The organism is Paenibacillus kobensis NBRC 15729 (assembly GCF_004000825.1).
Taxonomy (GTDB): Bacteria; Bacillota; Bacilli; order Paenibacillales; family Paenibacillaceae; genus Paenibacillus_T; species Paenibacillus_T kobensis.
This window is the reverse complement of the sequence record NZ_BILZ01000008.1, coordinates 119,357-143,285: the sequence shown is the minus strand read 5'-3', so window position 1 is coordinate 143,285 and position 23,929 is coordinate 119,357. Positions and strand designations below refer to the sequence as shown.

The window sequence follows — 23,929 nt, the reverse complement described above, 5'->3', positions numbered from 1 at the left end:
CCTGCCGCTTCTGACTCCCATGAGCGAGGTTGCAGGCCGAATGTCCGTGCAGCTCGGTGCGCAGTACTTGGAATCATTCTATGGCGGGAGAGGCGTTCTGCTCGGCGGGGTGCCCGGCGTCCCGCCTGCAGATGTCGTTATAATTGGCGGCGGAATCGTTGGGACGAATGCTGCCAAAATCGCATTAGGCATGGGTGCGAGCGTTGCAGTATTGGAAAGGAGCATGGAGCGGATGCGTTACTTGGACGATGTGTTCGGAGGAAGGCTTCGTACCCTGGCTTCGAATGCTCAAAATATAGCCGCTGCCGTTCGAAAGGCGGATTTGCTGATCGGCGCCGTACTCATTCCCGGAGCGAAAGCTCCGCACCTCGTAACCGAAGAAATGGTCAAGACGATGAAGAAGGGCGCCGTCATTATCGACGTTGCGGTTGACCAAGGCGGCTCTATCGCGACTGTAGACCGTCCGACGACCCATGAAAATCCTATATATGTGAAGCATGACGTCATTCATTATGCCGTGGCGAACATTCCAGGCGCCGTTCCGCGTACCTCCACGCTGGCGCTGACGAATGTTACGCTGCCATACGCACGCATGCTGGCGGATACAGGGCTGGCTGCTGCCATGAAAGATCCTGCGCTGCGCAAAGGCGTCAACACGCATAACGGCTCGGTTACGAACGAGGCGGTTGCGGAGGCGGTCGGATTGCCGTTTACTGCATTCTAATTGTATGTTGCTTCTGATCGTACCTGAATGAACAAGCTATCCGCTGCATATGGTGAACCAATGGGACAGCTTGCTATGAAGCAGCGGAGCGGCGGCCCGATGCGAAGCCGCAGACGCTATAATGAGCAGCCCCTTCGCATATTCGAGAGAGAGCGAGGGCGAAACAAATGGTAGTATCATTGCGCAAATGGATCGGGCGGCTTGTGTTCGCCATCTTGTTCATCATGCTTACGATAATGACCTTCGGCGGCTACCAGTGGTTAATCGGAGTCGTTGCTCCGGTCGATCCTTACCGCGCTCCGCAAGGAAGCGCGCTCAAAGTGAACGGGCCTGTCTATTCGCCGCCTGAAGGCGGTTCGACCTTTGACCGGCTTCGCTGGTTCTATTGGTACGGAGAATAATAACGGGACCGCAGGCGGATTCGGTCCCGCTGATTCGCGCATATCCGCATCTCTGTGACGGGAATCGCCATTGAGAGGCAGGAAATCGCACGTCGATTGTGGAATAGGTAAAGGCACGTCATTCGACTGCGGAAAGGAAAGCTGGTAATGGAGACGGAATTGCAATCGTTTCTGCAGGAAATGGCAGTGGAGCGGTCGCTGTCCGACAACACGCTTGCTTCTTATGAACGGGATTTGCGGCACTTTATCCGGTTTGCGGCTGATTCAGGCATTGAGCTGCCGGACCAGGTCATGAAGCACCATATGGCGCGTTACTGGCTGGTGCTCAGGCAGGAGGGCCGCAAAAATGCTTCCTTGTCCCGATACCGGGTATCGCTTCGCGCCTTTTTCCGTTTTTTGCTGGACAAGCGTCTAATTGACCATGATCCGACATCGGAGATGGATGCTCCGAAGCCTACGAGTCCGCCGCCTAGCATCTTGTCGGCTGAGCAAGTCGAACGGCTGCTCTCTGCGCCGGATAAGACGGATATCGCCGGGATCCGGGACGCCGCGATTCTCGAGACGATGTATGCTTGCGGCATTAGAGTATCGGAGCTGATCGCGCTGGATGTGAGCGATGTCCATGCGGGACTTGGCTTCATTCGATGCCAGGCCGGCAGCAAGGAACGGATAGTTCCGTTCGGCCGTTCAGCGGCAAATGCCATCGAGGCGTATTTGTCGACCGGACGGACACCGATGCTGCGGGGCAAGCAAGAGGAGCAAGCATTGTTCGTCAACCGCAGAGGAGAGCGAATGACGAGGCAGGGTGTCTGGAAGATTGTCAAAAAATATGCGTCTGCCGCTGGCTTCGACGGCGAATTGACGCCGCATTCGCTTCGGCACTCGTTCGCTGCCCATCTGTTGGAGAATGGCGCAGACGTTCGTTCCGTGCAGGAGATGATGGGGCACGCCGGCCTTGCCGCCACGCAAAAATATGTTCAATTAACGAAATCCCGCATAAAAGAAGTGTATGAGCGGACTCATCCGAGAGCGAGATAATTCGCGCACCGCCTGCCTCTTATCGGTTAAGGAAGAAGGAGGGACTGCCGCATGCGGTTTCAACGCATTGCGCTGATCGTGCTAGACAGCGTCGGCATCGGAGAACTGCCGGACGCTTCTTCATTCGGCGATGCCGGCTCGCATACGCTAGGCCATATTATCCGGGAAGTGCCGGAATTGCAGCTGCCGCGGCTGCGTCGGTGGGGACTTGACCGAATCGCCGAACTGCCAGGATGGCAGCCCTGCAAAGAGCAGCCGGCATCCTATTATGGCAAAATGTCTGAAGCTTCCGTCGGCAAGGATACGATGACGGGCCATTGGGAAATTGCAGGACTGAGAGTGACCATTCCGTTCCAGACGTTCCCTGGCGGATTTCCAGATGAGTTGATCGCCGCATTCGAGGAGCGGACCGGCCGCCGTGTCATCGGCAATAAGCCCGCGAGCGGGACGGACATTCTGGATGAGCTCGGCGAGGAACAGATGCAAACAGGAGCCTGGATCGTGTATACATCGGCGGACAGCGTCTTTCAAATCGCGGCGCACGAACATATCATCCCGTTGGAAGAACTGTACCGGGCATGCGAAATTGCCCGCGAGTTGACGATGGACGAGCGGTATGCTGTCGGGCGTGTTATTGCCAGGCCTTACATAGGATCGCCAGGAGCGTTCGCCCGAACGCCGAACCGGCACGATTATGCGCTTAAGCCGCCTTCGCCTACGGTGCTGAATGCGCTGAAGGACGGGGGCTATGATGTAATCAGCATCGGCAAGATCAACGATATATTCGACGGTGAAGGCATTACGGAGTCCATGCCGACGAAGAGCAATGAGGACGGCATCCGCAAGACGCTCGACCGGCTCGAGACGAGTTTTGAAGGGCTGCTGTTCACGAACCTGGTCGATTTCGATTCGTTGTATGGACATCGCCGCGACCCTGCGGGCTATGCGAAAGCGCTTGAAACGTTCGACCGGGCTGTGCCGGAGCTCGAGAAGCGGCTCGGGCCGCGCGATCTGTTGATTGTGACAGCCGACCACGGCAACGATCCGACGCATCCGGGTACCGATCATACGCGCGAATATGTGCCGCTGCTTATCTACAGTCCGGCGTTCGTTACGCCGGGATCGATTGGCGTCCGGCCGACATTCGCGGATGTCGCTGCGACCATTGCGGACAACTTCGGCGTCGCGATGCCGCCGAACGGCGAGAGCTTACTGGAACGGTTAAATTAGGCTATTAATCAACCCTTATGGGAGAGGAGCGGCATTATGACGAACCAATCTACGAATCCAATTCACAGCCAAGCCTACGAGGAGGCAGCAACTTATATTACATCACGCACCTCGATCAAACCGGAGGTCGGTCTCATTCTAGGTTCAGGACTTGGCGTACTGGGCGATCATCTGACTGACGTGACTTCGATCGCATACGAGCAAATTCCGCACTTCCCGGTTTCGACGGTCGAAGGACATGCAGGAGAACTGCTGATCGGACGACTGAACGGCCGTCCCGTTGTATTGATGCGCGGCCGGTTCCACATGTATGAAGGTTATGGACCGGAGCTGACCAGCTTCCCGGTACGCGTAATGCGTGAGCTCGGCGTATCGAAGCTCGTCGTGACGAATGCGGCAGGCGGCATTAACACCGGTTATGAACCAGGGGACTTGATGCTCATTTCGGATCATATCAATCTGACGGGACGCAACCCGCTCGTCGGACCGAACGAGGCTCGTTTCGGCGACCGTTTCCCTGATATGTCGGAGGCATACAGCCGCAAGCTTCGCGCCCTCGCCCACGACACGGCAAAAGAGAATGGCTTCGCACTGAGGGAAGGCGTATATATCGGAGTGCTGGGACCATCGTATGAGACGCCTGCGGAAATTCGAATGATGCGCATACTCGGTGCGGACGCAGTAGGCATGTCGACCGTGGCAGAAGTTGTTGCTGCACGCCATTGCCGGATTGAAGTGCTCGGCATCTCGTGCATTAGTAATATGGCTTCTGGTATTTTGGACCAGCCATTGTCACATGCAGAAGTCATCGAAACGACAGAACGGGTCAAATCCCGGTTTCTAAAGCTTGTATCTGAAGTCGTTCCGAAGCTGTAACCGTCATTAATTGTCGTTTAAAAATTTTACTTCACCGACTCAATATGACAGACTTTTACGTTCTGTAAGACGTACAATGTCCATGATTATACGAGTGGAGTGAAGAAGAGATGAACAATTCGTTGAATACACGAGTAGAGGAATTGCGCGGTATTATGGTCGACGCCGTGCTTAATCGCCAAACTTTTCAACATCGCGAAGTTCTATTCTTGAGTCAAATGCTCGACACACTGATCGTAAAGGCGCAGACAGAACAGAACAACCGCTGTCGAAGCCAAATCAAACCGTCGACCGAGGAGGAATAACAGCTATTGCGTGCGGTTGATCTTATTCAAAAGAAACGAAATGGCGGAACGTTGTCCTATGACGAAATCGCCTATCTCATAAACGGCTATTGCAAGGGCGACATTCCGGATTATCAAATGTCGGCCTGGGCGATGGCCGTATATTTTCAAGGCATGAACAAGAAGGAAACCGCCGACCTGACGATGGCCATGGCGCATTCCGGCGACACTGTCGATCTGAGTCCGATTCGCGGCATGAAGGCGGACAAGCACAGCACCGGCGGCGTGGGCGACAAAACGACGCTTATTGTAGCGCCGCTTGTTGCGGCTATCGGCATTCCAGTCGCGAAGATGTCGGGCAAAGGCCTCGGACATACGGGCGGTACGATCGATAAGCTCGAAGCGATTCCTGGACTTCGAACGGAGCTTGCTCGCGATGATTTCTTCGAACAAGTGAATGAGATCGGCATTGCCGTTGTCGGACAAAGCGGGAATCTGACGCCTGCGGATAAGAAGCTGTACGCTCTTCGCGACGTTACGGCAACGGTGGAATCGATTCCGCTCATTGCCAGTTCCGTCATGTCGAAGAAGATTGCAGCAGGTGCCGATGCCATCGTGCTCGACGTGAAGACAGGCAGCGGCGCATTCATGAAGTCGCTTGAAGATTCGGAGACGCTGGCAAAGGCGATGGTCGATATCGGAACGGAGGTTGGCCGGAAGACAGCCGCTGTCATTAGCGATATGGACCAACCGCTTGGGTTTGCTATCGGCAACGCGCTGGAAGTGCAAGAGGCGATCGCTACTCTTCGCGGCGAAGGTCCGGAAGATTTGGAGCAGCTTTGTTTGACGTTGGCCGCCCATATGGCGGTTCTGACGGGACGTACGGAGACGACGGAGGAAGCGGAAGAACTACTCCGCGAAGCGCTCCGTTCCGGAGCCGCGTCGGCCAAGTTTCGGGCATTCGCTGCAGCGCAAGGCGGCGATCCGAACGTCATTGATAATCCGGAATTGCTCCCGCAGGCAGAGGATACGATCGAGGTTCTTGCAGCGGAAGACGGATGGGTTGCGGCTATCCAAGCAGAGCAACTCGGTCTTGCTGCGATGAAGCTCGGTGCCGGCCGTGCAGCGAAGGATGATCCGATTGATTACGCGGTGGGCATTACGCTCCGCAAGAAAGTCGGTGACCAGGTACGGTCAGGCGAGACGCTGGCAGTGCTGCATGTGCGCCGCGGAGCCGTCGGTCTTGAAGCAATCGCGGAGGAAACACGCGAGGCTTATTCGATTGGCAGCAGGCAGCCTGTGCCAAGACCGCTGCTGCTCTCGATCGTAACGGCGGAAGGCAGCGTTCGGCTTAGCTAATAAGAATAAGGATGAGGCGGTACAGGAGACAATCCTGTACCGCCTTTTTTTGTTCCGCTTCGTTCAGCAATCGTCATTGAACTGGAATATTTTGCTTCGAGGCTGTCCATAATGTAAAGGAAAAAGATGGCCGCTGTCTGTTTCATGCCGTTTGATGCGCATTAAGGTGTATCGATACGGAAGCTGCAGAGCGGGGCCGCATCAAGCTCAGGAGGGATCGTTCTTGTTCAAGTCCGTCTGTACCAAATTTCTCGTATGCGCCTTGGCGCTCTTGCTTCTGCTGCCGGCCGTAACCGCATCTGCGGCAGAGCCTGGCGCAGCCAAGCAGCCTGCATCGTCTCCCGCGGCCAACCTGGCGCCGTCTGCCCGTTCGGCCGTTCTGATGGATGCAGATAGCGGAACGGTAATATTCGATAAAAACAGTCATGACAAGCTTCCGCCGGCCAGCATTACGAAAATTATGACGATGCTGCTTATTATGGAGGCACTGGATGACGGCCGCCTGAAGCTGACCGATAAAGTGTCGACGAGCGAGTACGCAGCTTCGATGGGCGGTTCGCAAATTTTTCTCGAGCCGGGCGAAGAAATGACTGTCGATGAAATGATCAAAGGCATCGCGCTTGCTTCTGGCAATGATGCTTCTGTCGCGATGGCGGAGAAGCTTGCAGGTTCGGAAGCGCAGTTCATTGTGATGATGAACGAGAAGGCGAAGCAGTTGGGCATGAACGATACACATTTCGCCAATTGCAACGGGTTGCCGGTAGCCGACCACTACACGTCGGCACACGATATTGCTGTCATGTCGAGAGAGTTGCTTAAGCACACCGAAATTACGAAATATACGGGCATGTATCAAGATTATTTGCGTAAGACAAGCGAGAAGCCGTTCTGGCTTGTCAATACGAATAAGCTCGTCCGGTTCTATACCGGTGCAGACGGGCTGAAGACGGGCTTCACGAGCGAAGCGAAGTTCTGCTTGTCGGCAACGGCGCGGCGCGACGGCTTGCGTGTCATCGCAGTTGTGATGGGCGAACCGAATACGAAGACACGCAACGCGGAAGTCGCTTCAATGTTAGACTATTCGTTCGCGCAGTATACGAATTACTCGATTTTCAAACAAGGCGATGCCATCGGTACTGTACCGGTACAGAAAGGACAAGTGGCGAAGCTTGAGCTGAAGGCGACGCATCCTTACAGCGTGCTCATGCGTAAGGGCGCTGCGACGGGCGATATCCGCCATGAGCTGCAGCTGAACGGACCGATCAAGGCACCGCTTAAGATCGGCGATAAGATTGGCCGGATCGTCGTCTATCAAGGCGATCAGCAGCTCACGGAGTTCGAAGTTCAATCGCCGATTACGGTGAAGAAGGCAGGCTGGTGGACGCTGATGAAGCGGACAGGTGCCGGTCTGTTCAGCTAGGACGGAACACAAACGTTCGGCACGATGCTGTTAGGACAGGGAGAAGAGAAGCATCATGTTTGGCGCGTCTTCAGGCATTTTGTCGGCTCATAGCGCTGGGCTTCTAGTTTTGTCGGGAGGCAGGAAAGCCGGGGTCCGGCGGAGAAACTTGTGTTCATTACGGGGAGGAGTGAACAGGCTATGAGTCTTCAAGTAGAGTTGGAGCATCAACGCAATGTGTTGATCGTCCGTCTGAGAGGAGAGCTCGACCATCATACCGCAGACATCGTCCGGTTCCGGATGGAGGATGCGATTATGAAAGGGACTGTTGATCACGTCGTGCTCAGCATGCGGGACTTGAACTTCATGGACAGCTCCGGTCTCGGCGTCATCCTTGGCCGTTATAAGCAGTTAAAGGCGAAGGGCGGCAAAATGGCGGTTTGCGATGTGAACAAAAACGTATATCGGCTGCTGGAACTTTCGGGATTGTTCAAAATCTTGGCTGTTCACGATAACGAGCGAAGCGCGCTCACCAGTTTGGAGGTCGTATCATGAACGAGACGTACACTGCCAATTCGATGAGTATGACATTCTCCGCCCGCAGCGAGAATGAAGCTTTTGCCCGTATCGCCGTTGCCGCATTTATTTCGCAATTGGATCCGACGCTGGATGAGCTGAACGACTTGAAGACCGTTATCTCGGAAGCGGTGACGAATGCGATTATACACGGCTACGACAGCAACCCCGAGAAGATGGTGAAGATCGAAGCAACGATTCAGGACGAGACGGTTCACCTGGTCGTATGCGACGAGGGCAACGGCATCGAGGATCTGGAGTTGGCACGCCAGCCGCTGTATACGTCCAAGCCCGAACTGGAGCGTTCCGGCATGGGGTTCACGATTATGGAGAACTTCATGGACCGGTTCGAAGTGACGAGCGAAGCCGGCAAGGGAACGCGTGTCGAGATGACCAAGCGGATCGAATCGAAAAAAGCGCTGTTCAACTAAGCGCATAGGGGTTGGACCTCATGGAAGTCGATTTGAAACAAACGGCGCAGCCGTATTTGGACGACGCGGAAGTGAAGCGTCTTATCGCCCTGAGCCAGTCCGGGGACAGCGTATCGAGGGATACGCTTGTACATTGCAACATTCGGCTCGTATGGTCGGTCGTGCAGCGGTTCATGAACCGCGGTTATGAGCCGGACGATCTGTTCCAGATCGGCTGTATCGGGTTGCTGAAGTCGGTCGACAAATTCGATCTGTCTTATGACGTGAAGTTCTCGACCTACGCGGTACCGATGATCATCGGAGAAATTCAGCGATTCCTCCGCGACGACGGGACGTTGAAAGTAAGCCGATCGCTGAAGGAAACGGCGAACAAGGTTCGCAAAATGAAGGACGAGCTGTCGAAGACTCTCGGCCGGCTGCCGACGATTAAGGAAGTGGCGGACGGGCTCGGCATATCGCCGGAGGATGTTGTCTTTGCGCAGGAAGCGAACAAACCGCCGACCTCGATTCACGAGACGGTGTTCGAGAACGACGGCGACCCGATCACGCTGATGGATCAGATTGCTGACGATACCCAAGAACGCTGGTTCGACAAGCTGGCTCTTGCCGAAGCGATCGAAGGATTGGCGGAGCGGGAGCGGCTGATCGTCTATCTTCGGTATTTCCGGGACCAGACGCAGTCGGAGGTCGCCAGCCGCCTCGGCATATCGCAGGTGCAAGTATCGCGGCTTGAGAAAAAAATATTGCAATTGATCAAAAACCAAATCGCCCAATAAACGGCGGTTTGGTTTTTTTGCTGCCTGCACAGCCATACTAAGCTAGAAACGGTACCCCGCTTATGAAGATGTGGAGGTGGGACGGATTGGGGAGCGATAAGCCTAAGCCGGCACAATCGGTGCTCTATATGCGGCTCAAAAAACGGGTTCATATTAAAGCAGGAGACACGGTGACGCTTGGCATGACGGCAAGGCTGCTGGCTCACGAGGGGATTGAGGAACAGATCGCGGCACTGGAGCTGTACCGCCATCAGACGGCGGACGGCAACCGCGTCGTCATCGATCTGCTCCAAATCATACGCGTCATCCGGTCCCATTTTCCCGACATGGCGATTGAAACGTACGGCGACCCGCAGGTACTGCTCATGGTAGGCGAGAAGGCGGAACGAACGCGCATGCCGGTGCTGGTGGCGGCGTGGCTGCTCCTTTTTTTCGGGGCGGGCCTCGCGATTATGAACTTTCATACGGATGTCAGCATGAAGGAAGTACACATACGGATCGCCGAGCTGGTCACGGGCCGAAGAACCGAGCATCCGCTCTGGTTCCAAATTCCGTATTCGGCAGGAATCGGGCTGGGCATGCTGTTGTTTTTTAACCACCTGTTTAAAAAGAGGTTCAACGAAGAGCCGAATCCGCTCGAGGTGGAGTTGTATTTGTATCAAGAAAATGTGAATGCGTACGTCGTTGCCGACGAGATGCGCAAAAAGCAAGGCCAGTACGGAGGAAATCCGGCCGGTGATGCCGATGATTGAGGATGCGCTGCGCGGGCTGTTCGTTGCTCTGCTTGGGCTCGGCGGCGGACTGGCTGTCGGATCGGGGCTCGTCTCGCTGCTCATCATTCTCGACCTGATTCCTAGGTTGGCGCAGCTCGGAGGCGCGTACCATAAGTCGGTCTGGTTCGAGACAGCAGTTATCGCAGGTGCGCTGTTCTGGACCTTCGCCGACTTCATGGATTGGCAGCTTGAATTAGCCGGACCCGTTGCACTGCCGTTGGCGGGGTTGTTCGACGGCTTATTCGTCGGCATGCTGGCAGCCGCTTTGACGGAAGTCATGAATGTGCTGCCGATTCTGGCGAAGCGGATTTCGCTTTCCCGCCATATCGCGGCTCTTGTATGGGCGATGGTGCTCGGCAAGACGGCAGGCTCGCTTTTTGATTGGCTCTATTATCACTGGTGATCGAATGCAAGCAGCACGAAGGAGGGCGCTATGAGAAATCGGGATAAACAATCGAATCCGCAAGACGAACAGTCCTTTATTATTCCTGAGGTTCTGAATATGCTTGAAGAATTAGAAGCGGATGACGTGGAGCATGAGAAGCCTAGAGAGCACTGGGATAAGCCGCCGGTTCATCAACCTGCGAAAGCAGCGAACAGCAAAGAGGCTGCAGACGATGATGATTGGGTGGAAGAACTGTTGGGATCTTCGGACGATTCCGCTAAACCTAAGCAGCAGAAGCTGGATAAGCCAGATAAGCCAGCAAACCAAGAAGAGCAAGACCACAAGCTCGATGCGGACCATATTGAAATGTTGTCGATTCTAAAGGATAAGGAGCGGCTGCGGCAATTTCTGTCCGCCGAGCTTGTATCCAAGGAGCCGCAGGCACAGAGCAACCATCAATCGTCGTCCGGCGGCTCGTCCAAGCATGCAGCTGCCGATACGAAGGAGAGTGCTGACCCGCAGCAAGCAAGAGCGGATGCAAGTTCAGGGAAGGCGCAGCAGACGAGGGATCCTCATCGAGAGGATCAGAAGAACGGTCATCATACCGCTCAGAAGGCGAGCCGGGCCAAACCGAAACAGGGCCAATCGTCTAACGCCGAGCAGGAAGAGCAGAAGCATAAAGTGCCGATTCCGCAGCGCGTCGAGCCGTTTCTGAAGAAGCTGGAGACGGAAGCCGGTTACAAGACGAGCTTCGATATCGTTGTTCGCGAGATGACGTTCGGCGATACGCGAACGGTGTTGTTCTTCATGAATGGCCTGGCGAAGGATACTGTATTGACGGATGTGCTTACCCGGCTCACTTACTTGCAGCCCGATAATATGTCCACGGATGCGCTTCACTCGTTCCTCCATCATTACGTTCCTGCCGTACAGGTAAAGCCCGTCGATGACTGGAACGATATGCTGCTCGAAGTGCTGGCCGGCGCTTCGGCTCTGTTCCTTGAAGGGCAGCGCAGTGCCTTAATTATCGATGCCAAGAGCTTTCCGTCGCGCGGCCCGGAAGAGCCGTCGCTCGAGCGCGTCGTCCGCGGTGCGCGTGACGGGTTCGTTGAGACGATGCTTGTCAACGTGTCGCTCGTCCGCCGCCGTCTCCGCGACCCTCAACTGCGTTACGAGATCATGCGGATTGGGGAGCGGACGAAGACGGACGTTTGTATCGCATATATCGACGATATTGCGGACACGGAGCTTGTCGAATCGATCCGGGATAAAATCAAGCAGGTGAAGCTCGACGGATTGCCGCTCGCCGACAAGCAGTTGGAGGAGGCGACGGTGAAGCGGGGCTGGAACCCGTACCCGCTCGTCCGCTATTCGGAGCGTCCCGATGTCGTGGCCGCCCATTTGCTTGAAGGAAGCGTAGCCGTCTTCGTCGATACGTCGCCGAGCGTCATGATGCTCCCTACGACATTCTTCGACCTTGTGCAGCACGCGGAGGAAAACCGTCAGACGCCGTTTATGGGCACTTACTTGCGGTGGGTCCGTTTCATCGGTATCGTGGCTTCGTTGTTCTTGCTGCCGATCTGGTTTCTGTTCGTGCTGCAGCCGGACTTGAAGCCGCCGGGTCTCGAGTTCCTCGGACCGACGAAAACCGGTAAAATTCCGATGGTCGTCCAGTTTCTAATCGCCGAGCTCGGGGTTGATCTGCTGCGGATGGCCGCCGTGCATACGCCGACGCCGCTCGCGACCGCGATGTCATTGATTGCGGCTATATTGATTGGGGATATCGCCGTATCTACGGGGTTGTTCATTAATGAAGTTATCCTGTACATGGCAGTTGCAGCGATCGGGATGTTCGCCACGCCAAGCTATGAGCTGGGCCTTGCCAACCGCATAGTCCGGCTGCTGCTCATCGTCAGCGTGTGGGCGTTCAAGGTGCCTGGCTTCGTCATCGCGACGACTGTCGTGATGCTGATGCTGACGATGACGCGTTCGTTCAACCGTCCCTATATGTGGCCGCTTATTCCGTTCGATCTGAAGGCGGTTATCAACATCATCATCCGGCCGCCTGTGCTGTACAACCGGACGCGTCCGAATCTGCAGCGGCCGAAGCAACGGGACAAAATGCCTCGAAACAACTGAATCCAACAAGGGTGAACAGCCGTCCGAAAGGCGCAGACATGAAGCGCTTGCGGACGGCTGTTATTTCGTGTTCCAAAAAAAGTGCAAACGAAATGTTCAAAAATACATTTCTCCATTAGAAGGTTTACGGTATACTGTTGCCATTGGGTACAAATGCACTCGTATGCCTATAATTTTTGTTTTCTAATCGGAGGGGTATTGTTCATGTTTTTGCACGGTACGAGCAAGATTAACGATAAAGGACATCTCGAGATCGGCGGCTGCGACGTAACGGGTCTGGCACAAGAGTTCGGCACGCCGCTTTATATCGTAGACGAGGCGCTTGTCCGCCAGCGTGCACGCGAATATGTAGAAGCATTCAAAGCTACCGGCTTGAAGTTCCAAGTAGCCTATGCGAGCAAAGCGTTCAGCGTTATGGCTATGTGCGCGATTGCTGAGCAAGAAGGTCTGTCCCTTGACGTCGTGTCGGACGGAGAGCTTTACACGGCGCTGCAAGCGGGCTTCCCGGTTGGACGCATTCACTTCCACGGCAACAACAAAACGCCGGAAGAAATCAACATGGCTCTCGACGCGGGCATCGGCTGCTTCGTTGTTGACAACTTCATCGAGATGGCACTGTTGAACGCACTGGCTGCGGACAAAGGCAAGACCGCTAACGTTCTCCTCCGTATTACGCCTGGCGTAGAAGCACATACGCATGACTATATTTCGACGGGCCAGCAAGATTCCAAATTCGGCTTCGACCTTGGCAACGGAACGGCGTTCCGCGCTGTCGAAGAGACGCTGAAGCTGGCGAATCTGAACCTGCTTGGCGTTCACTCGCATATCGGCTCGCAAATTTTCGAAGTTGAAGGCTTCGGCATGGCGGTCGACAAAGTGGCGAAATTCGCGGTTCAAGTTCGTAACGAGCTTGGTAAGACGTTCTCGGTCATCAACGTTGGCGGCGGCTTCGGCATCCGTTATGTTGAAGGCGACACGCCGCTTCCGCTTGCAACGTATGTGAACGCAATCGCGGATGCGATCATCTCGAACTTCTCGGCTGCGAACTACACGACGCCTGAGATCTGGATCGAGCCAGGCCGCAGCATGGTCGGCGACGCAGGCACGACGCTGTATACGATCGGTACGAACAAAGAAATTCCAGGCGTACGTAAATATATCGCAGTTGACGGCGGCATGACTGACAACCCGCGTCCTGCATTGTACGGCTCCAAATACGAAGCGGTTATTGCAAACCGTGCGAACGATGCGAAAGAAGAGACGGTATCCGTAGCGGGCAAAGCCTGCGAGAGCGGCGATATGCTCATCTGGGATCTGGAGCTGCCGAAGTCCGAGAGCGGCGACCTGCTTGCTGTATTCTGCACGGGAGCGTATAATTACGCAATGGCGAGCAATTACAACCGGATTCGTCGTCCGGCTGTCGTATTCGTCAAAGACGGCGAAGCATCGCTGGTCGTTAAACGCGAATCGCTTGAAGACATCGTCGTTAATGACGTTATTCCGCAGCGCCTGCGCAAGGCAACGGTATAACGGATTCGCATAACAGCCATCGCTGCAATCGCGTAATATAAGGGAGTTGGACGATAATGGCTAAACAAGCACACATCACGCTGGCTAACGGAGCAGTCGTTAAAATCGATCTGTTCGAGAAAGACGCTCCGAACACGGTAGCGAACTTCGAGAAGCTTGCGAATGAAGGCTTCTATAACGGTCTCGTATTTCACCGTGTAATTCCAGGTTTCGTTGCACAAGGCGGCTGCCCTACGGGCACCGGCATGGGCGGCCCTGGCTACACGATCAACTGCGAAATCAACCCGAACAAGCATGAGCGCGGAACGCTCGCTATGGCTCATGCGGGCCGTAATACGGGCGGCAGCCAGTTCTACATCTGCTACAAGCCACAGCCGCATCTGGATGGCGTACACACGGTCTTCGGCAAAGTCGTTGAAGGCATGGATCAAGTAGACGCATTCCAAGGCCGCGACAAGATGGAGAAAGTAGAAATCGTAGAAGCATAAGGCAGTAAGGATGCCGCGGACGGAGCGACGACATGTCGCGACCCGTCCGCGGCTTCTTGCGCTTGCATCTCTCGTTTCATATAATCTCAAAGTGCAGCGGCCTTGCAAAATGGCGGGCATGGTGGTATAGTTCAGAACAAGATAACAATCGGTTGGATCTTTATGGTTCAATGGATACGAATATAGGCGACTTTCCTTCGGGGTACGGTGAAATTCCGAACCGGCGGTGATCGTTCGGAGGCACATACTGCTACCGTTCATGCGGAGCAAGCATCCGGCGTCAGTCCGTGACCCGAAGCCTCGCAATCCTTTCGCGATATAAGCGTAGGGAGGCTTCGGTGGACCTGGTGCAATTCCGGGACCGACAGTATAGTCTGGATGGGAGAAGGGGAACGCATTCAACAAGTACGAATTCGTACGGGTGTCTTTGCTGCGCATTATTTGAGGCGCGGTTAAGGGTCAACCCTTTTATTGCGTATGCGTATTTATGAATGTTTTTCACAGTTTCATGAACGGTTGCGCGTCAAGCGCACGTCACCCATCCCCCCGTCGGCAGTCAGCCGGTTGGGGGTTTTTGTTGTGAGCGCCATTATGAACGATGAATATTATATGCGATTGGCTCTGCAACTGGCGGAAAGCGCAAGCGGACAGACGAGCATCAATCCGGTCGTCGGCTGTGTGTTGGTGAAGGAAGGGCGAATCGTCGGACTCGGCGCCCATCTGAAGCGGGGCGAAGGACATGCGGAAGCGAATGCGCTTCGGATGGCTGGCGAAGAAGCGGAGGGCGCAACGGCTTATGTCACGCTTGAGCCGTGCAGCCACTATCGTAAATTGACGCCGCCGTGCAGCGACCGGTTGATCGACGCGAAGGTGGCTCGCGTGGTCGTTGCGGCGCTTGATCCGAATCCGCAAGTGTCGGGGAGCGGAGTTGCCAAGCTGCGTGAAGCGGGTATCGACGTGTCCGTCGGCTTGCTGGAGCAGCAGTCACATGCTATGAACGAAGCGTTCAACAAGTATATCGTGACAAGGCAGCCGTATGTGACACTGAAGTCCGCTTCGACGCTTGACGGCAAAGTAGCGGCGAAGACAGGCGACAGCCGCTGGATATCGGGACCCTCATCACGGGAAGCGGTTCACACGATGCGTCACCGGCACGAGGGCATTATGGTTGGCATTGGGACGCTGCTCGCAGACGATCCGCAGTTGACGACGAGGCTGTCCGTGCCGGCGCTTCATCCGGCACGCATTATCGTCGATTCTAAGCTTCGTATCCCGCTTGATGCACGTGTGGTGACGGACGGCATTGCGCCGACGATCGTCTTGATGTCAGACGGTGCGGATTCCGCTAAGCGCGACGCACTCCTTGCGGCAGGTGTCGAGGTCATCGAATGCGGCAATGGCCCGCAGGTAGATCTGGCTGTTGCGATGCGGTTGCTCGGAGAGCGCGAGATCGGCTCCATTCTGTTAGAAGGCGGCGGCCGGTTGAACGGGGCGATGCTGGAGGCGGGGCTTGTAGACAAAATCGCATTATTCATTGCACCGAAGCTGATTGGCGGCGGCGCAGCCGCGCCTTCCGCATTCGAATTCGCGGGATTCGACCGAATGGCGGATGCGATACAGCTTGAATCCGTCACCTATGAGCAGCATGGCGACGATATGGCCATAGTCGGCTATCCGTCGAACCGGTTCAAACCTTAAGGAAAGGAGCGGATCGAATTGTTTACAGGCTTGATTGAAGAAGTAGGCAAGCTGAAGGGCGTCTCCCGTGCCGGCGAAGCGATGGTGCTGACGATCGAAGCGAGCCGAGTGCTAGGCGACGTTGCAATCGGCGACAGCATCTCCGTTAACGGCGTCTGCCTGACCGTCACTTCGTTTACGCGCGGATCGTTCCAAGCGGACGTTATGCCGCAGACGTTCAGGCACTCGAATTTGAAAGATTTGAAGCCAGGCTCGAAGGTTAACCTGGAACGTGCGATGGCAGCAGGCGGCCGGTTCGGCGGCCACATCGTACAAGGACATATTGACGGCGTCGGTGTCATCGTATCCCGGACCGTCGATGCGAATGCGGTGGTGTTCGCCATCCGGTCGGAGGACGAGGAAGCGTTCGCGAAATATGTGATTCCGAAGGGATCCATAACGATCGACGGCATCAGCTTAACGGTTATTCGTGCGGAAAGCGGTTCGTTCGCTGTCTCCATCATTCCTCATACTCTTGCGCAGACAGCGCTGAACGACAAGCAGCCCGGCGATACGGTCAATCTGGAAGCGGACATCCTTGGCAAGTACGTGGATCATTTGCTGAACTACCGCAGCTCGGCGTCTTCGACTGAAAGTGCGAAGCGCTCGCGTACAGGCGTTACGGCATCTTTCTTGGCGGATAACGGATTTATGTAATTTCTAAACCTATAGAGAGACGGATAGGAGGAATAGCGATGATGGAGCATGCGAAGGCAGCCTCACAGACTGCAAGCGAAGAAGCGGTGCATTTCGATTCCATTGAATCGGCAATCGCAGATTTAATGATGGGCAAGCCGATTATCGTCGTTGACGATGAGGACCGCGAAAATGAAGGCGACCTGATCGTGCTGACGGAGAAAGCGACTCCGGAAGCGATCAATTTCATGATTACGGAAGCGCGCGGATTGGTCTGCGTACCGATTACGGCGGAGCGGGCCGCAGAGCTTAATCTGCCGCCGATGGTGAATCATAATACCGATTATCACGGTACAGCTTTTACCGTATCGGTTGACCATATTTCGACCTCGACCGGTATTTCGGCGCATGAACGTTCACAGACGGTTAAAGCGTTGATCGACCCATCGGCGAAGCCGGAGCATTTCCGCCGGCCGGGACATATTTTCCCGCTGATCGCGAAGGATGGCGGCGTGCTGCGCCGTGCTGGCCATACGGAGGCGGCGATTGATCTTGCACGTATGTGCGGCGCTAAACCGTCGTCGGTTATTTGCGAAATCATTAAAGAAGACGGCACGATGGCACGGCTGCCTGATCTGGTCGAGTTCAAGCAAAAGCATAATTTGAAGCTGATCTCGATTGAAAATATGATCAAGTACCGGAATGAGAAAGAACGTCTGATCGAACGGGCAGTTGAAGTGAAAATGCCGACGGAATACGGTAATTTCAACGTGTTCGGCTATGTGAGCCAAATTGACGGCAAAGAGCATCTTGCGTTCGTGAAAGGCACGGTCTCGCCGGATAAGCCGACGCTCGTACGCGTTCACTCGGAATGCTTGACGGGCGATGTGTTCCATTCCAAGCGCTGCCACTGCAGCGATCATCTTGAAGCGGCGCTTCGCCAGATCGAGGAAGCCGGCAACGGCGTGCTGTTGTACATGCGTCAAGACGGCCGCGGAGCAGGAATTCTTAGCAAATTGAAATCTTATCAGCTTCAGGAGCAGGGATTCGACACGGCCGAGGCGAATAAGAAGGTTGGATTTTATCCGGATTTGCGGGAATATGGCATCGGGGCTCAAATTTTGAAAGATCTTGGCATTCGCCAAATGAAGCTGCTTACGAACAATCCGCGCAAAATCAAAGGGCTGGAAGGCTACGGCCTTGAAGTGGTGGAGCGCGTTCCGCTGAACAAGCTTAACCAACAGAAGTAATCGTACGAACATCGGCATGCTGCGGCGGTGCCTAGTGCCGCCAACTAATACTATCGGATAAATGGAAGGAAGAGGAACTATGAAACATTACGAGGGACATTTAGTATCGCAAGGCTTGAAATACGGGATCGTCGTTGGACGTTTCAACGAATTTATTACGACGAAGCTGCTGTCCGGCGCGCTGGATGCTCTGAAGCGCCACGGTGCGGAAGATTCCGAGATTGAAGTCGCATGGGTTCCAGGTGCGTTCGAAATTCCGTTTGCAACTCAGAAGATGGCTGAGAGCGGCAAATATGACGCTGTTATTACGCTGGGCGCGGTTATCCGCGGTTCAACGCCGCACTTTGACTTTGTTTGCAACGAAGCGGCTAAAGGCGTAGCGGCAACGGCGCTCAAGACGGGCGTACCGACGATCTTCGGCGTATTGACGACCGATTCGATCGAGCAGGCGATCGAGCGTGCAGGTACGAAAGCAGGCAATAAAGGCTATGAATCGGCGGCTTCCGCGATCGAAATGGCGAATTTGACGCGTCAACTGCGGGGCTAATAGCGGTCAGTAGGAGAGCTTCTGCGTTCTCCAGATTGACATAACCGACTAACAGCCGGGAGGACAACGCCGTGACGGTGACGTATAAGCTGGAATCGTTCGAAGGACCGCTCGATCTGCTGCTGCACTTGATTGACAAGGCTGAGATCGACATCCACGAAGTATCCATCAGCGAGATAACCGATCAATATATGGAATATTTGCACGCGATGCAGGAGCTGGAGCTCGAAGTAACGAGCGAGTTCCTGGTCATGGCTGCAACTTTGCTGTCAATCAAGAGCAAGCAGCTGCTTCCTAAGCCGCCTGTCATCGAATTGGACGAATTCGACGAGTGGCAGGACGACGGTCCGGACCCTCAGGAGGAGCTTATCCGGCGGCTGTTGGAGTACCGCAAATATAAGCTCATTGCAGCCGATCTGCGGGACAAGGAGTTCGCCCGCAGCCTCGTGTTCGCGAAGGAGCCGGAAGATATGACGCCTTACTTGCGCGAGCAGCCGTCCAATCCGGTAGAGGGGCTCCACATCTCTGACCTGGTTAAGGCGTTTCAGAAGGCTTTGCGCAAGGCGGCGCGGCGCAATGTCGTTGCGACGGTACGCCGGGACGAAATTTCGGTCAAGGACCGGATCCGGGATATTGTCGAAGTGCTGAAACAGTACGAAACGGTTCGATTCTCGAAGCTCATCCGGGAAAATATGGATCGACACGAAATCGTCGTCACGTTTCTTGCGATATTGGAGCTGATGAAGATGAAGCATATTCGTTGCCATCAGCATCAATCGTTCGACGACATCGTCATTCATTGGAGAGGAGAATCGTCGTTCAATGGACTATCAGAGGTACAAATCGATTATTGAGGGCTTGTTGTTCATGGCCGGAGAAGACGGCTTGAACGCCAGGCAGCTTGCAGAAATATTACAAGTGGACACGGATCTTGCAGGAGAACTCGTCTATGACTTGAAGTGCGATTTGAAACGTGAAGCTAGAGGCGTTCAAATTACGGAGGTTGCCGGCGCTTACCGGATGACGACACATCAAGAGCATGCGCTGTATTTTGAACGGATGGCTTATTCGCCTTCCCGTGCCAGTCTATCGCAGGCTGCGCTGGAGACGTTGTCGATCGTGGCGTACAAACAGCCGATTACGCGCGTTGATATTGAGGAAATTCGCGGGGTGAAAAGCGACCGCGCTATTCAATCGCTCGTATCCAAGGACTTGATCGAAGAGGTAGGGCGCGCGGAAGCAATCGGCCGTCCGATTTTGTACGGTACGACGAAGGCGTTCCTCGATTATTTCGGCTTGTCTGCTCTGAGCGCATTGCCGGAGCCTGCGAATGTGTCGGCAGAGGATCTGGAAGAAGGCACAAACATGCTGTTCGAGAAGTTCGACGGCCGTCAGATGACGTTCGACGAGCTGCCGCCTGTGCCGCCGATTCCGTCGTTCCCGAAGGAGATCGCAGCAACGGACGAGAGTGAAGAGTAAGTACAGATCGAATGAGATCGGCCTGCCGGGTCATACTATAACCAACTAGGCGCAAGCCTTCCAGAATAGGAACGGAGGAACCGCAAATGTCGGATTTTCCTCACGGTTGGATATGGTTGATCGCGGCAGGCTTTTTATTTGTGCTCGGATTATTGCTGTGGATCTCGCCAATCGTAGTCACGACCGAAATGAAGAAAGTAAATTTCAATGACGATCTGGAGGTTCATGTCAAGGCGCTATACGGGCTTGTCCGGCTCAAATGGCGGATGCCGGTTATCGAATGGACCAACCGAGGCATTAAGCTCAGAAGCGAAACCGATAATCAGCGAGGGCATGAGGAGACAGAAGAGCAATTGAACGCAGAGAGAGTCGTCGGCATTGCAAATCGGCTTAATCGAATTGTGAAGCAGATTGAAGGGATTGCCGGTCTGGCCAAGCAAGTGCTGAGGAACGTAAAAGTACAGCAATTTAAATGGTCTACGCTCGTCGGAACGGACGATGCGATGTGGACGGCGATGGCGACAGGTATGCTCTGGTCGGTCAAGACGACGGCTGCGGGTGTTGCGTCGCAAATTGTCCATCTATGTGCTCCGCCCGAGCTTGATGTTCAGCCAGCGTATAATCGAATGTGCATCGAATCGGAATTCCGGTTCGTCGCACATATCCGGTTAGGACAAGCCGGCATAGCCGGCATCCGATTGGTAATGGGCATACGCAAACTGCGGGCAGGTACGGGCAGTCTTGGACGGTTAGCGACTAAAGTTACGGAATAGGCTGTTCTCCAGAGGATGGAGGGCGGCTTTTTTTATTTGGCAATGGTTGACAAAAGAAGGGACATTAAGTTTAATATTAATTAAACATAATGAGTAAACATTTAACTATTATTAAACTTGGAATGAGGGGTCACTATTATGCCTGATCGAGATACAGGAGAGCACACGGTTCGCTTTCTCTATTCGGAATGTTTCGAGCTGTATAACATGATGAAGCTGATGGCGGACCTTCCGAAATACCGCCGGATCGCCAAACAAATGAACATTGATACGGAGACGGGGATTCTGATCGGTGCGGAGCAGCATTTTAGTACCTTATCGTCTCATTTGAAGCGGGAGATCTCGTTCTTCTTCGAATCGTTGGATTCGACCGATCCTCAGACGGTCAGTCTGACCCCGTTCAATCTGGACTGCGGATTTCTGATGTCGATCATTGCTCACTCTGATGAAGAAAGCGCGGAGCATTGGATCGAAAGGCTGGATGATATACCAGCCGAGGAAATCATCCGCAACATGGTTCCTGGCTTATTCTTGGAACAATGGGCTCAATTGCTCGGGGACGAAAGCTGGGAGTCGCTGTCGGCCGACGGAAAGAAGCTTCGGCTTCGTATATCCGAATTAACGTCCCTGAGCGAAGATTTGGAGAGAAAGCGGCAGCTGCTGCTTGAATGTATGGACAATCCGGATGAGACCAAGGACCGGTATATGCTGCTCATTCGGAGCTTCTATTCGAAAGTGTTTCGTCAGCTAGCGGAGCAATTGCGTGACGAGGCGATGGAATCGGCAGAGCGGTACCAACTCGCGTTCGAACAGAATTCGGATTTTCTGAGACGGGTATTTAAGACCGATGTCTCGTTATTGAAGAAGTCTACACGATTTCATGTCAGCGCCATTCAACAGGTCGGCAGCGCAATTTTTGAGCCGGGCGAGGAGTATGATTGGGCCGTTATTGGCAGTCAGAATGACCGGTATTTCGGCCCAGTTGCGGATATGGAACAATTGGAGCGGCTGTTCAAGGCGCTTGCGGACAAGCGGAGACTGGAGATGCTGCGTCTGCTGCAGGAACGGCCGCGATTTGGTAAAGAGTTGGCAGATGAACTGAGTATAACGCCAGGGGCTGTTACTTACCACACCGGTTTCTTGCTGGCGCTGGATATTATCCAGATCGATGCGAACCTTTCCAATGATAAGCGGATCTACTTCAGCATTTGCAACGATCAAATCCGGTTGCTGCTCGATTCGGCTAAAGAAACTCTGACGGCTCGCCACCAAGAAAGGATGCGGTAAGATGAGAATAAGTTCTTCGCTGCGACGGCTATTCTCCTATACGAAGAGGTATCGGCTCCTGTACGCTGGCTTGCTGTTCTGTATGCTGGTCGGCATTGGAATTGAGCTTGCTACGGCGCAATATTTGAATCGAATGACGAGCATTGCTGCTGCAGGCGAAATGTCGAAGCTTGGAATGATGCTGGCTGCCGGCGCTGTGCTGCTTGTTCTTACGGCGCTGTTCCATTATTCGGACACTTATTTAAAAACGGCGGTATCATCGCGAATACGGTCCGATCTGCGAACCGATACGATGAATGTCATTGTCAGATTAACGGGCAAGGAGCTCGAACGAACGCATTCGGGCGAGCTGACGGCACGTCTGACATCAGATAATGGAGCAATCGGCGATCTGTTCGGTCACTCGTTGCTGTCGCTCATACGGAATCCGCTGCTAGCTGTCGCCTCATTTATATTTTTGCTAAACATCTATTGGCCGCTCGCACTCATCTGTCTCTTAATCGGTCCTACGACGGTTCTGGTTGGCATTGTCTTCGGCGGTTCTCTCCATCGCAATGCGATGAAGCTTCAGGAGCGGATGGCGAGCAAGCAGACGTTCCTGCAGGATGTGCTGAGCACGAGTCTTGTGTTCAAAACGTTCGGGCTCGAGCGCAAACTGTTCAGCATTTACCGGGATAAGAGCAAAGAGGTTATGGGGGCAGAACTTGCAGGCGGCCGGTTGAATGCGGCAGTGGCGGGAGTCGCCAGCGGTGTAGGACTCATGTCGTTCGTCGTTGCATTCGTATGCGGCGCATACTTTGTCGCTGACGGCAAGATGGCGATCGGCGGCCTTATCGCATTCATTCAATTATTGAACCATCTGACGTGGCCGTTCACGGGGCTCGCTTCAACCTGGGGCAGCGTCCAACAATCGGTTGGCGCTGCAGACCGGATATTTGAACTGATCGATCGTCCGGTCGAGTCGGACTCAATCGATCAGCGAAAGGGAGCTTCCCCCGCATTCCGCCAGCTCGAACTAGACCGGGTCAGCTTCAGCTACGGCGGCGATACGTCAGGCGGTTCGGGTTCGCTGCGAGACGTAACACTGACCATCAAGGAAGGTCAACGGATCGGCATTGTCGGTCCGAGCGGATCGGGCAAGTCGACTCTGCTGAAATTGCTGCTTGGACTTCAGCAGGCTCAGGCCGGAGAGATCCGTATGAACGGTATGGATGTGCGGGAGCTGGATGTCCATCAATTGCGAGCCTATTACGCTCTGGTACCGCAAGAGACGCGCTTGTACGCCGGAACGATCCGGGATAACCTGCTTCACGGCAATCCGGATGCGACGGAGCAGCAGCTCGTTGACGCGATACAAGCAGCCAACGCGCATGATTTTATCATGAAGCTGCCGCTTGGCATCGATAACGAAGTCGGCGAGCATGGGGCAGGCTTATCGGGCGGCCAGAAGCAGCGGGTCGCGATAGCGAGAGCGCTGTTAAGAGATGCGCCGATCCTGCTGCTGGATGAAGCGACATCGGCGCTTGATTCGGAGTCGGAACAGGAGATATTGTCGTCGCTCGACCTAGCGTCGGCAGGCAAGACGACGATTACGATTGCCCATCGATTGTATACCGTTCGCGATGCAGATTTTATCGTTGTCATGGACAACGGGCAAATTCAAGCGGTTGGAAGCCATGAGACACTGATAGGACAATCGTCGCTGTACCGGCGGATGTATAACAGCCAGTCGATCTCCGAGTCAGCGGAAGAGGAGATTGCTTAGAACGGTCTCGTTAGTATGAACAACCATTGGGCTAAGTAATTAAGCA

At 54.4% G+C, this 23,929-nt stretch carries 25 protein-coding genes and 1 riboswitch; all 25 genes read left to right on the top strand.

The window, feature by feature from the left end; genetic code table 11:
* The coding region (locus PKO01S_RS08130; protein WP_127530825.1) for an alanine dehydrogenase at positions 1-724 on the top strand (724 nt) is incomplete at its 5' end.
* A 167-nt stretch (positions 725-891) separates the two neighbouring features.
* Positions 892-1,125 (top strand): DUF4227 family protein, encoded by a 234-nt coding sequence (locus PKO01S_RS08125; RefSeq protein ID WP_127530824.1) that lies wholly within the window; start codon positions 892-894, stop codon positions 1,123-1,125.
* 147 nt (positions 1,126-1,272) lie between these two features.
* Positions 1,273-2,163, top strand: a complete 891-nt coding sequence (gene xerD / locus PKO01S_RS08120) for a site-specific tyrosine recombinase XerD (RefSeq protein ID WP_127530823.1) — start codon at positions 1,273-1,275, stop codon at positions 2,161-2,163.
* 51 nt (positions 2,164-2,214) lie between these two features.
* Positions 2,215-3,393, top strand: a complete 1,179-nt coding sequence (gene deoB / locus PKO01S_RS08115) for a phosphopentomutase (protein WP_127530822.1) — start codon at positions 2,215-2,217, stop codon at positions 3,391-3,393.
* 36 nt (positions 3,394-3,429) lie between these two features.
* Complete coding sequence (locus PKO01S_RS08110) at positions 3,430-4,269, top strand: purine-nucleoside phosphorylase (RefSeq protein WP_127530821.1); 840 nt, start codon at positions 3,430-3,432, stop codon at positions 4,267-4,269.
* A 110-nt stretch (positions 4,270-4,379) separates the two neighbouring features.
* The gene (locus tag PKO01S_RS08105) at positions 4,380-4,574 is read left to right on the top strand and encodes an aspartyl-phosphate phosphatase Spo0E family protein (RefSeq protein WP_127530820.1); all 195 of its coding nucleotides are present in this window, start codon (positions 4,380-4,382) and stop codon (positions 4,572-4,574) included.
* A gap of 6 nt (positions 4,575-4,580) precedes the next feature.
* Positions 4,581-5,912 (top strand): pyrimidine-nucleoside phosphorylase, encoded by a 1,332-nt coding sequence (locus tag PKO01S_RS08100; RefSeq protein WP_127530819.1) that lies wholly within the window; start codon positions 4,581-4,583, stop codon positions 5,910-5,912.
* Between the two features lie 223 nt (positions 5,913-6,135).
* A complete protein-coding gene (locus PKO01S_RS08095; RefSeq protein ID WP_246070486.1) occupies positions 6,136-7,332 on the top strand; it encodes a D-alanyl-D-alanine carboxypeptidase family protein in 1,197 nt (398 codons plus the stop codon).
* A 180-nt stretch (positions 7,333-7,512) separates the two neighbouring features.
* Positions 7,513-7,866: an anti-sigma F factor antagonist gene (gene spoIIAA / locus PKO01S_RS08090; protein WP_127530817.1), complete on the top strand. Its 354-nt coding sequence runs from the start codon at positions 7,513-7,515 to the stop codon at positions 7,864-7,866.
* Positions 7,863-8,318, top strand: a complete 456-nt coding sequence (gene spoIIAB / locus PKO01S_RS08085) for an anti-sigma F factor (protein ID WP_127530816.1) — start codon at positions 7,863-7,865, stop codon at positions 8,316-8,318. The genes spoIIAA and spoIIAB overlap by 4 nt, the downstream gene beginning before the upstream one ends.
* 20 nt (positions 8,319-8,338) lie before the next feature.
* Positions 8,339-9,094, top strand: coding sequence for an RNA polymerase sporulation sigma factor SigF (gene sigF, locus PKO01S_RS08080; RefSeq protein ID WP_127530815.1), 756 nt, complete (start codon positions 8,339-8,341; stop codon positions 9,092-9,094).
* 86 nt (positions 9,095-9,180) lie between these two features.
* Positions 9,181-9,846 carry a stage V sporulation protein AA gene (locus tag PKO01S_RS08075; RefSeq protein ID WP_407669636.1) on the top strand — a complete coding sequence of 222 codons (666 nt, stop codon included), beginning with the start codon at positions 9,181-9,183 and terminating at the stop codon, positions 9,844-9,846.
* Positions 9,839-10,270 (top strand): stage V sporulation protein AB, encoded by a 432-nt coding sequence (locus PKO01S_RS08070; RefSeq protein WP_127530832.1) that lies wholly within the window; start codon positions 9,839-9,841, stop codon positions 10,268-10,270. Before PKO01S_RS08075 ends, PKO01S_RS08070 begins: the two co-directional genes overlap by 8 nt.
* A gap of 390 nt (positions 10,271-10,660) precedes the next feature.
* Entirely contained in the window at positions 10,661-12,391 is a 1,731-nt protein-coding gene (locus PKO01S_RS08065; RefSeq protein WP_407669639.1) for a spore germination protein, read from the top strand.
* A 204-nt stretch (positions 12,392-12,595) separates the two neighbouring features.
* Entirely contained in the window at positions 12,596-13,921 is a 1,326-nt protein-coding gene (gene lysA / locus PKO01S_RS08060) for a diaminopimelate decarboxylase (protein ID WP_127530813.1), read from the top strand.
* Between the two features lie 56 nt (positions 13,922-13,977).
* Positions 13,978-14,409 carry a peptidylprolyl isomerase gene (locus PKO01S_RS08055; RefSeq protein ID WP_127530812.1) on the top strand — a complete coding sequence of 144 codons (432 nt, stop codon included), beginning with the start codon at positions 13,978-13,980 and terminating at the stop codon, positions 14,407-14,409.
* A gap of 189 nt (positions 14,410-14,598) precedes the next feature.
* A riboswitch (FMN riboswitch) is annotated at positions 14,599-14,803 on the top strand.
* A 197-nt stretch (positions 14,804-15,000) separates the two neighbouring features.
* Positions 15,001-16,107: a bifunctional diaminohydroxyphosphoribosylaminopyrimidine deaminase/5-amino-6-(5-phosphoribosylamino)uracil reductase RibD gene (gene ribD, locus PKO01S_RS08050; RefSeq protein WP_127530831.1), complete on the top strand. Its 1,107-nt coding sequence runs from the start codon at positions 15,001-15,003 to the stop codon at positions 16,105-16,107.
* Between the two features lie 18 nt (positions 16,108-16,125).
* Positions 16,126-16,803 (top strand): riboflavin synthase, encoded by a 678-nt coding sequence (gene ribE / locus PKO01S_RS08045; protein ID WP_127530811.1) that lies wholly within the window; start codon positions 16,126-16,128, stop codon positions 16,801-16,803.
* Positions 16,804-16,841: 38 nt separating this feature from the next.
* Positions 16,842-18,032, top strand: coding sequence for a bifunctional 3,4-dihydroxy-2-butanone-4-phosphate synthase/GTP cyclohydrolase II (locus tag PKO01S_RS08040; RefSeq protein WP_281278836.1), 1,191 nt, complete (start codon positions 16,842-16,844; stop codon positions 18,030-18,032).
* Positions 18,033-18,111: 79 nt separating this feature from the next.
* The gene (gene ribH, locus PKO01S_RS08035) at positions 18,112-18,579 is read left to right on the top strand and encodes a 6,7-dimethyl-8-ribityllumazine synthase (RefSeq protein ID WP_127530810.1); all 468 of its coding nucleotides are present in this window, start codon (positions 18,112-18,114) and stop codon (positions 18,577-18,579) included.
* 71 nt (positions 18,580-18,650) lie between these two features.
* A complete protein-coding gene (locus tag PKO01S_RS08030; protein ID WP_127530809.1) occupies positions 18,651-19,433 on the top strand; it encodes a segregation and condensation protein A in 783 nt (260 codons plus the stop codon).
* Positions 19,402-20,058 carry an SMC-Scp complex subunit ScpB gene (scpB, locus tag PKO01S_RS08025; RefSeq protein ID WP_127530808.1) on the top strand — a complete coding sequence of 219 codons (657 nt, stop codon included), beginning with the start codon at positions 19,402-19,404 and terminating at the stop codon, positions 20,056-20,058. Before PKO01S_RS08030 ends, scpB begins: the two co-directional genes overlap by 32 nt.
* Positions 20,059-20,144: 86 nt before the next feature.
* Complete coding sequence (locus tag PKO01S_RS08020) at positions 20,145-20,831, top strand: DUF2953 domain-containing protein (RefSeq protein WP_127530807.1); 687 nt, start codon at positions 20,145-20,147, stop codon at positions 20,829-20,831.
* 138 nt (positions 20,832-20,969) lie between these two features.
* Entirely contained in the window at positions 20,970-22,118 is a 1,149-nt protein-coding gene (locus PKO01S_RS08015; RefSeq protein WP_127530806.1) for an ArsR/SmtB family transcription factor, read from the top strand.
* Between the two features lies 1 nt (position 22,119).
* On the top strand, positions 22,120-23,883 hold the full coding sequence (locus PKO01S_RS08010) for an ABC transporter ATP-binding protein (RefSeq protein ID WP_127530805.1): 1,764 nt from the start codon (positions 22,120-22,122) through the stop codon (positions 23,881-23,883).
* Positions 23,884-23,929: the final 46 nt, after the last annotated feature.

Coding starts and splice junctions, on each gene's coding strand:
- ribD (WP_127530831.1), top strand. CDS start 15,001: ATGAACGATGAATATTATATGCGATTGGCTCTGCAACTGGCGGAAAGC.
- scpB (WP_127530808.1), top strand. CDS start 19,402: ATGGACTATCAGAGGTACAAATCGATTATTGAGGGCTTGTTGTTCATG.
- PKO01S_RS08020 (WP_127530807.1), top strand. CDS start 20,145: ATGTCGGATTTTCCTCACGGTTGGATATGGTTGATCGCGGCAGGCTTT.
- deoB (WP_127530822.1), top strand. CDS start 2,215: ATGCGGTTTCAACGCATTGCGCTGATCGTGCTAGACAGCGTCGGCATC.
- PKO01S_RS08040 (WP_281278836.1), top strand. CDS start 16,842: ATGATGGAGCATGCGAAGGCAGCCTCACAGACTGCAAGCGAAGAAGCG.
- PKO01S_RS08010 (WP_127530805.1), top strand. CDS start 22,120: ATGAGAATAAGTTCTTCGCTGCGACGGCTATTCTCCTATACGAAGAGG.
- spoIIAA (WP_127530817.1), top strand. CDS start 7,513: ATGAGTCTTCAAGTAGAGTTGGAGCATCAACGCAATGTGTTGATCGTC.
- ribH (WP_127530810.1), top strand. CDS start 18,112: ATGAAACATTACGAGGGACATTTAGTATCGCAAGGCTTGAAATACGGG.
- sigF (WP_127530815.1), top strand. CDS start 8,339: ATGGAAGTCGATTTGAAACAAACGGCGCAGCCGTATTTGGACGACGCG.
- PKO01S_RS08070 (WP_127530832.1), top strand. CDS start 9,839: ATGATTGAGGATGCGCTGCGCGGGCTGTTCGTTGCTCTGCTTGGGCTC.
- PKO01S_RS08055 (WP_127530812.1), top strand. CDS start 13,978: ATGGCTAAACAAGCACACATCACGCTGGCTAACGGAGCAGTCGTTAAA.
- spoIIAB (WP_127530816.1), top strand. CDS start 7,863: ATGAACGAGACGTACACTGCCAATTCGATGAGTATGACATTCTCCGCC.
- PKO01S_RS08015 (WP_127530806.1), top strand. CDS start 20,970: ATGCCTGATCGAGATACAGGAGAGCACACGGTTCGCTTTCTCTATTCG.
- PKO01S_RS08110 (WP_127530821.1), top strand. CDS start 3,430: ATGACGAACCAATCTACGAATCCAATTCACAGCCAAGCCTACGAGGAG.
- lysA (WP_127530813.1), top strand. CDS start 12,596: ATGTTTTTGCACGGTACGAGCAAGATTAACGATAAAGGACATCTCGAG.
- xerD (WP_127530823.1), top strand. CDS start 1,273: ATGGAGACGGAATTGCAATCGTTTCTGCAGGAAATGGCAGTGGAGCGG.
- PKO01S_RS08125 (WP_127530824.1), top strand. CDS start 892: ATGGTAGTATCATTGCGCAAATGGATCGGGCGGCTTGTGTTCGCCATC.
- PKO01S_RS08105 (WP_127530820.1), top strand. CDS start 4,380: ATGAACAATTCGTTGAATACACGAGTAGAGGAATTGCGCGGTATTATG.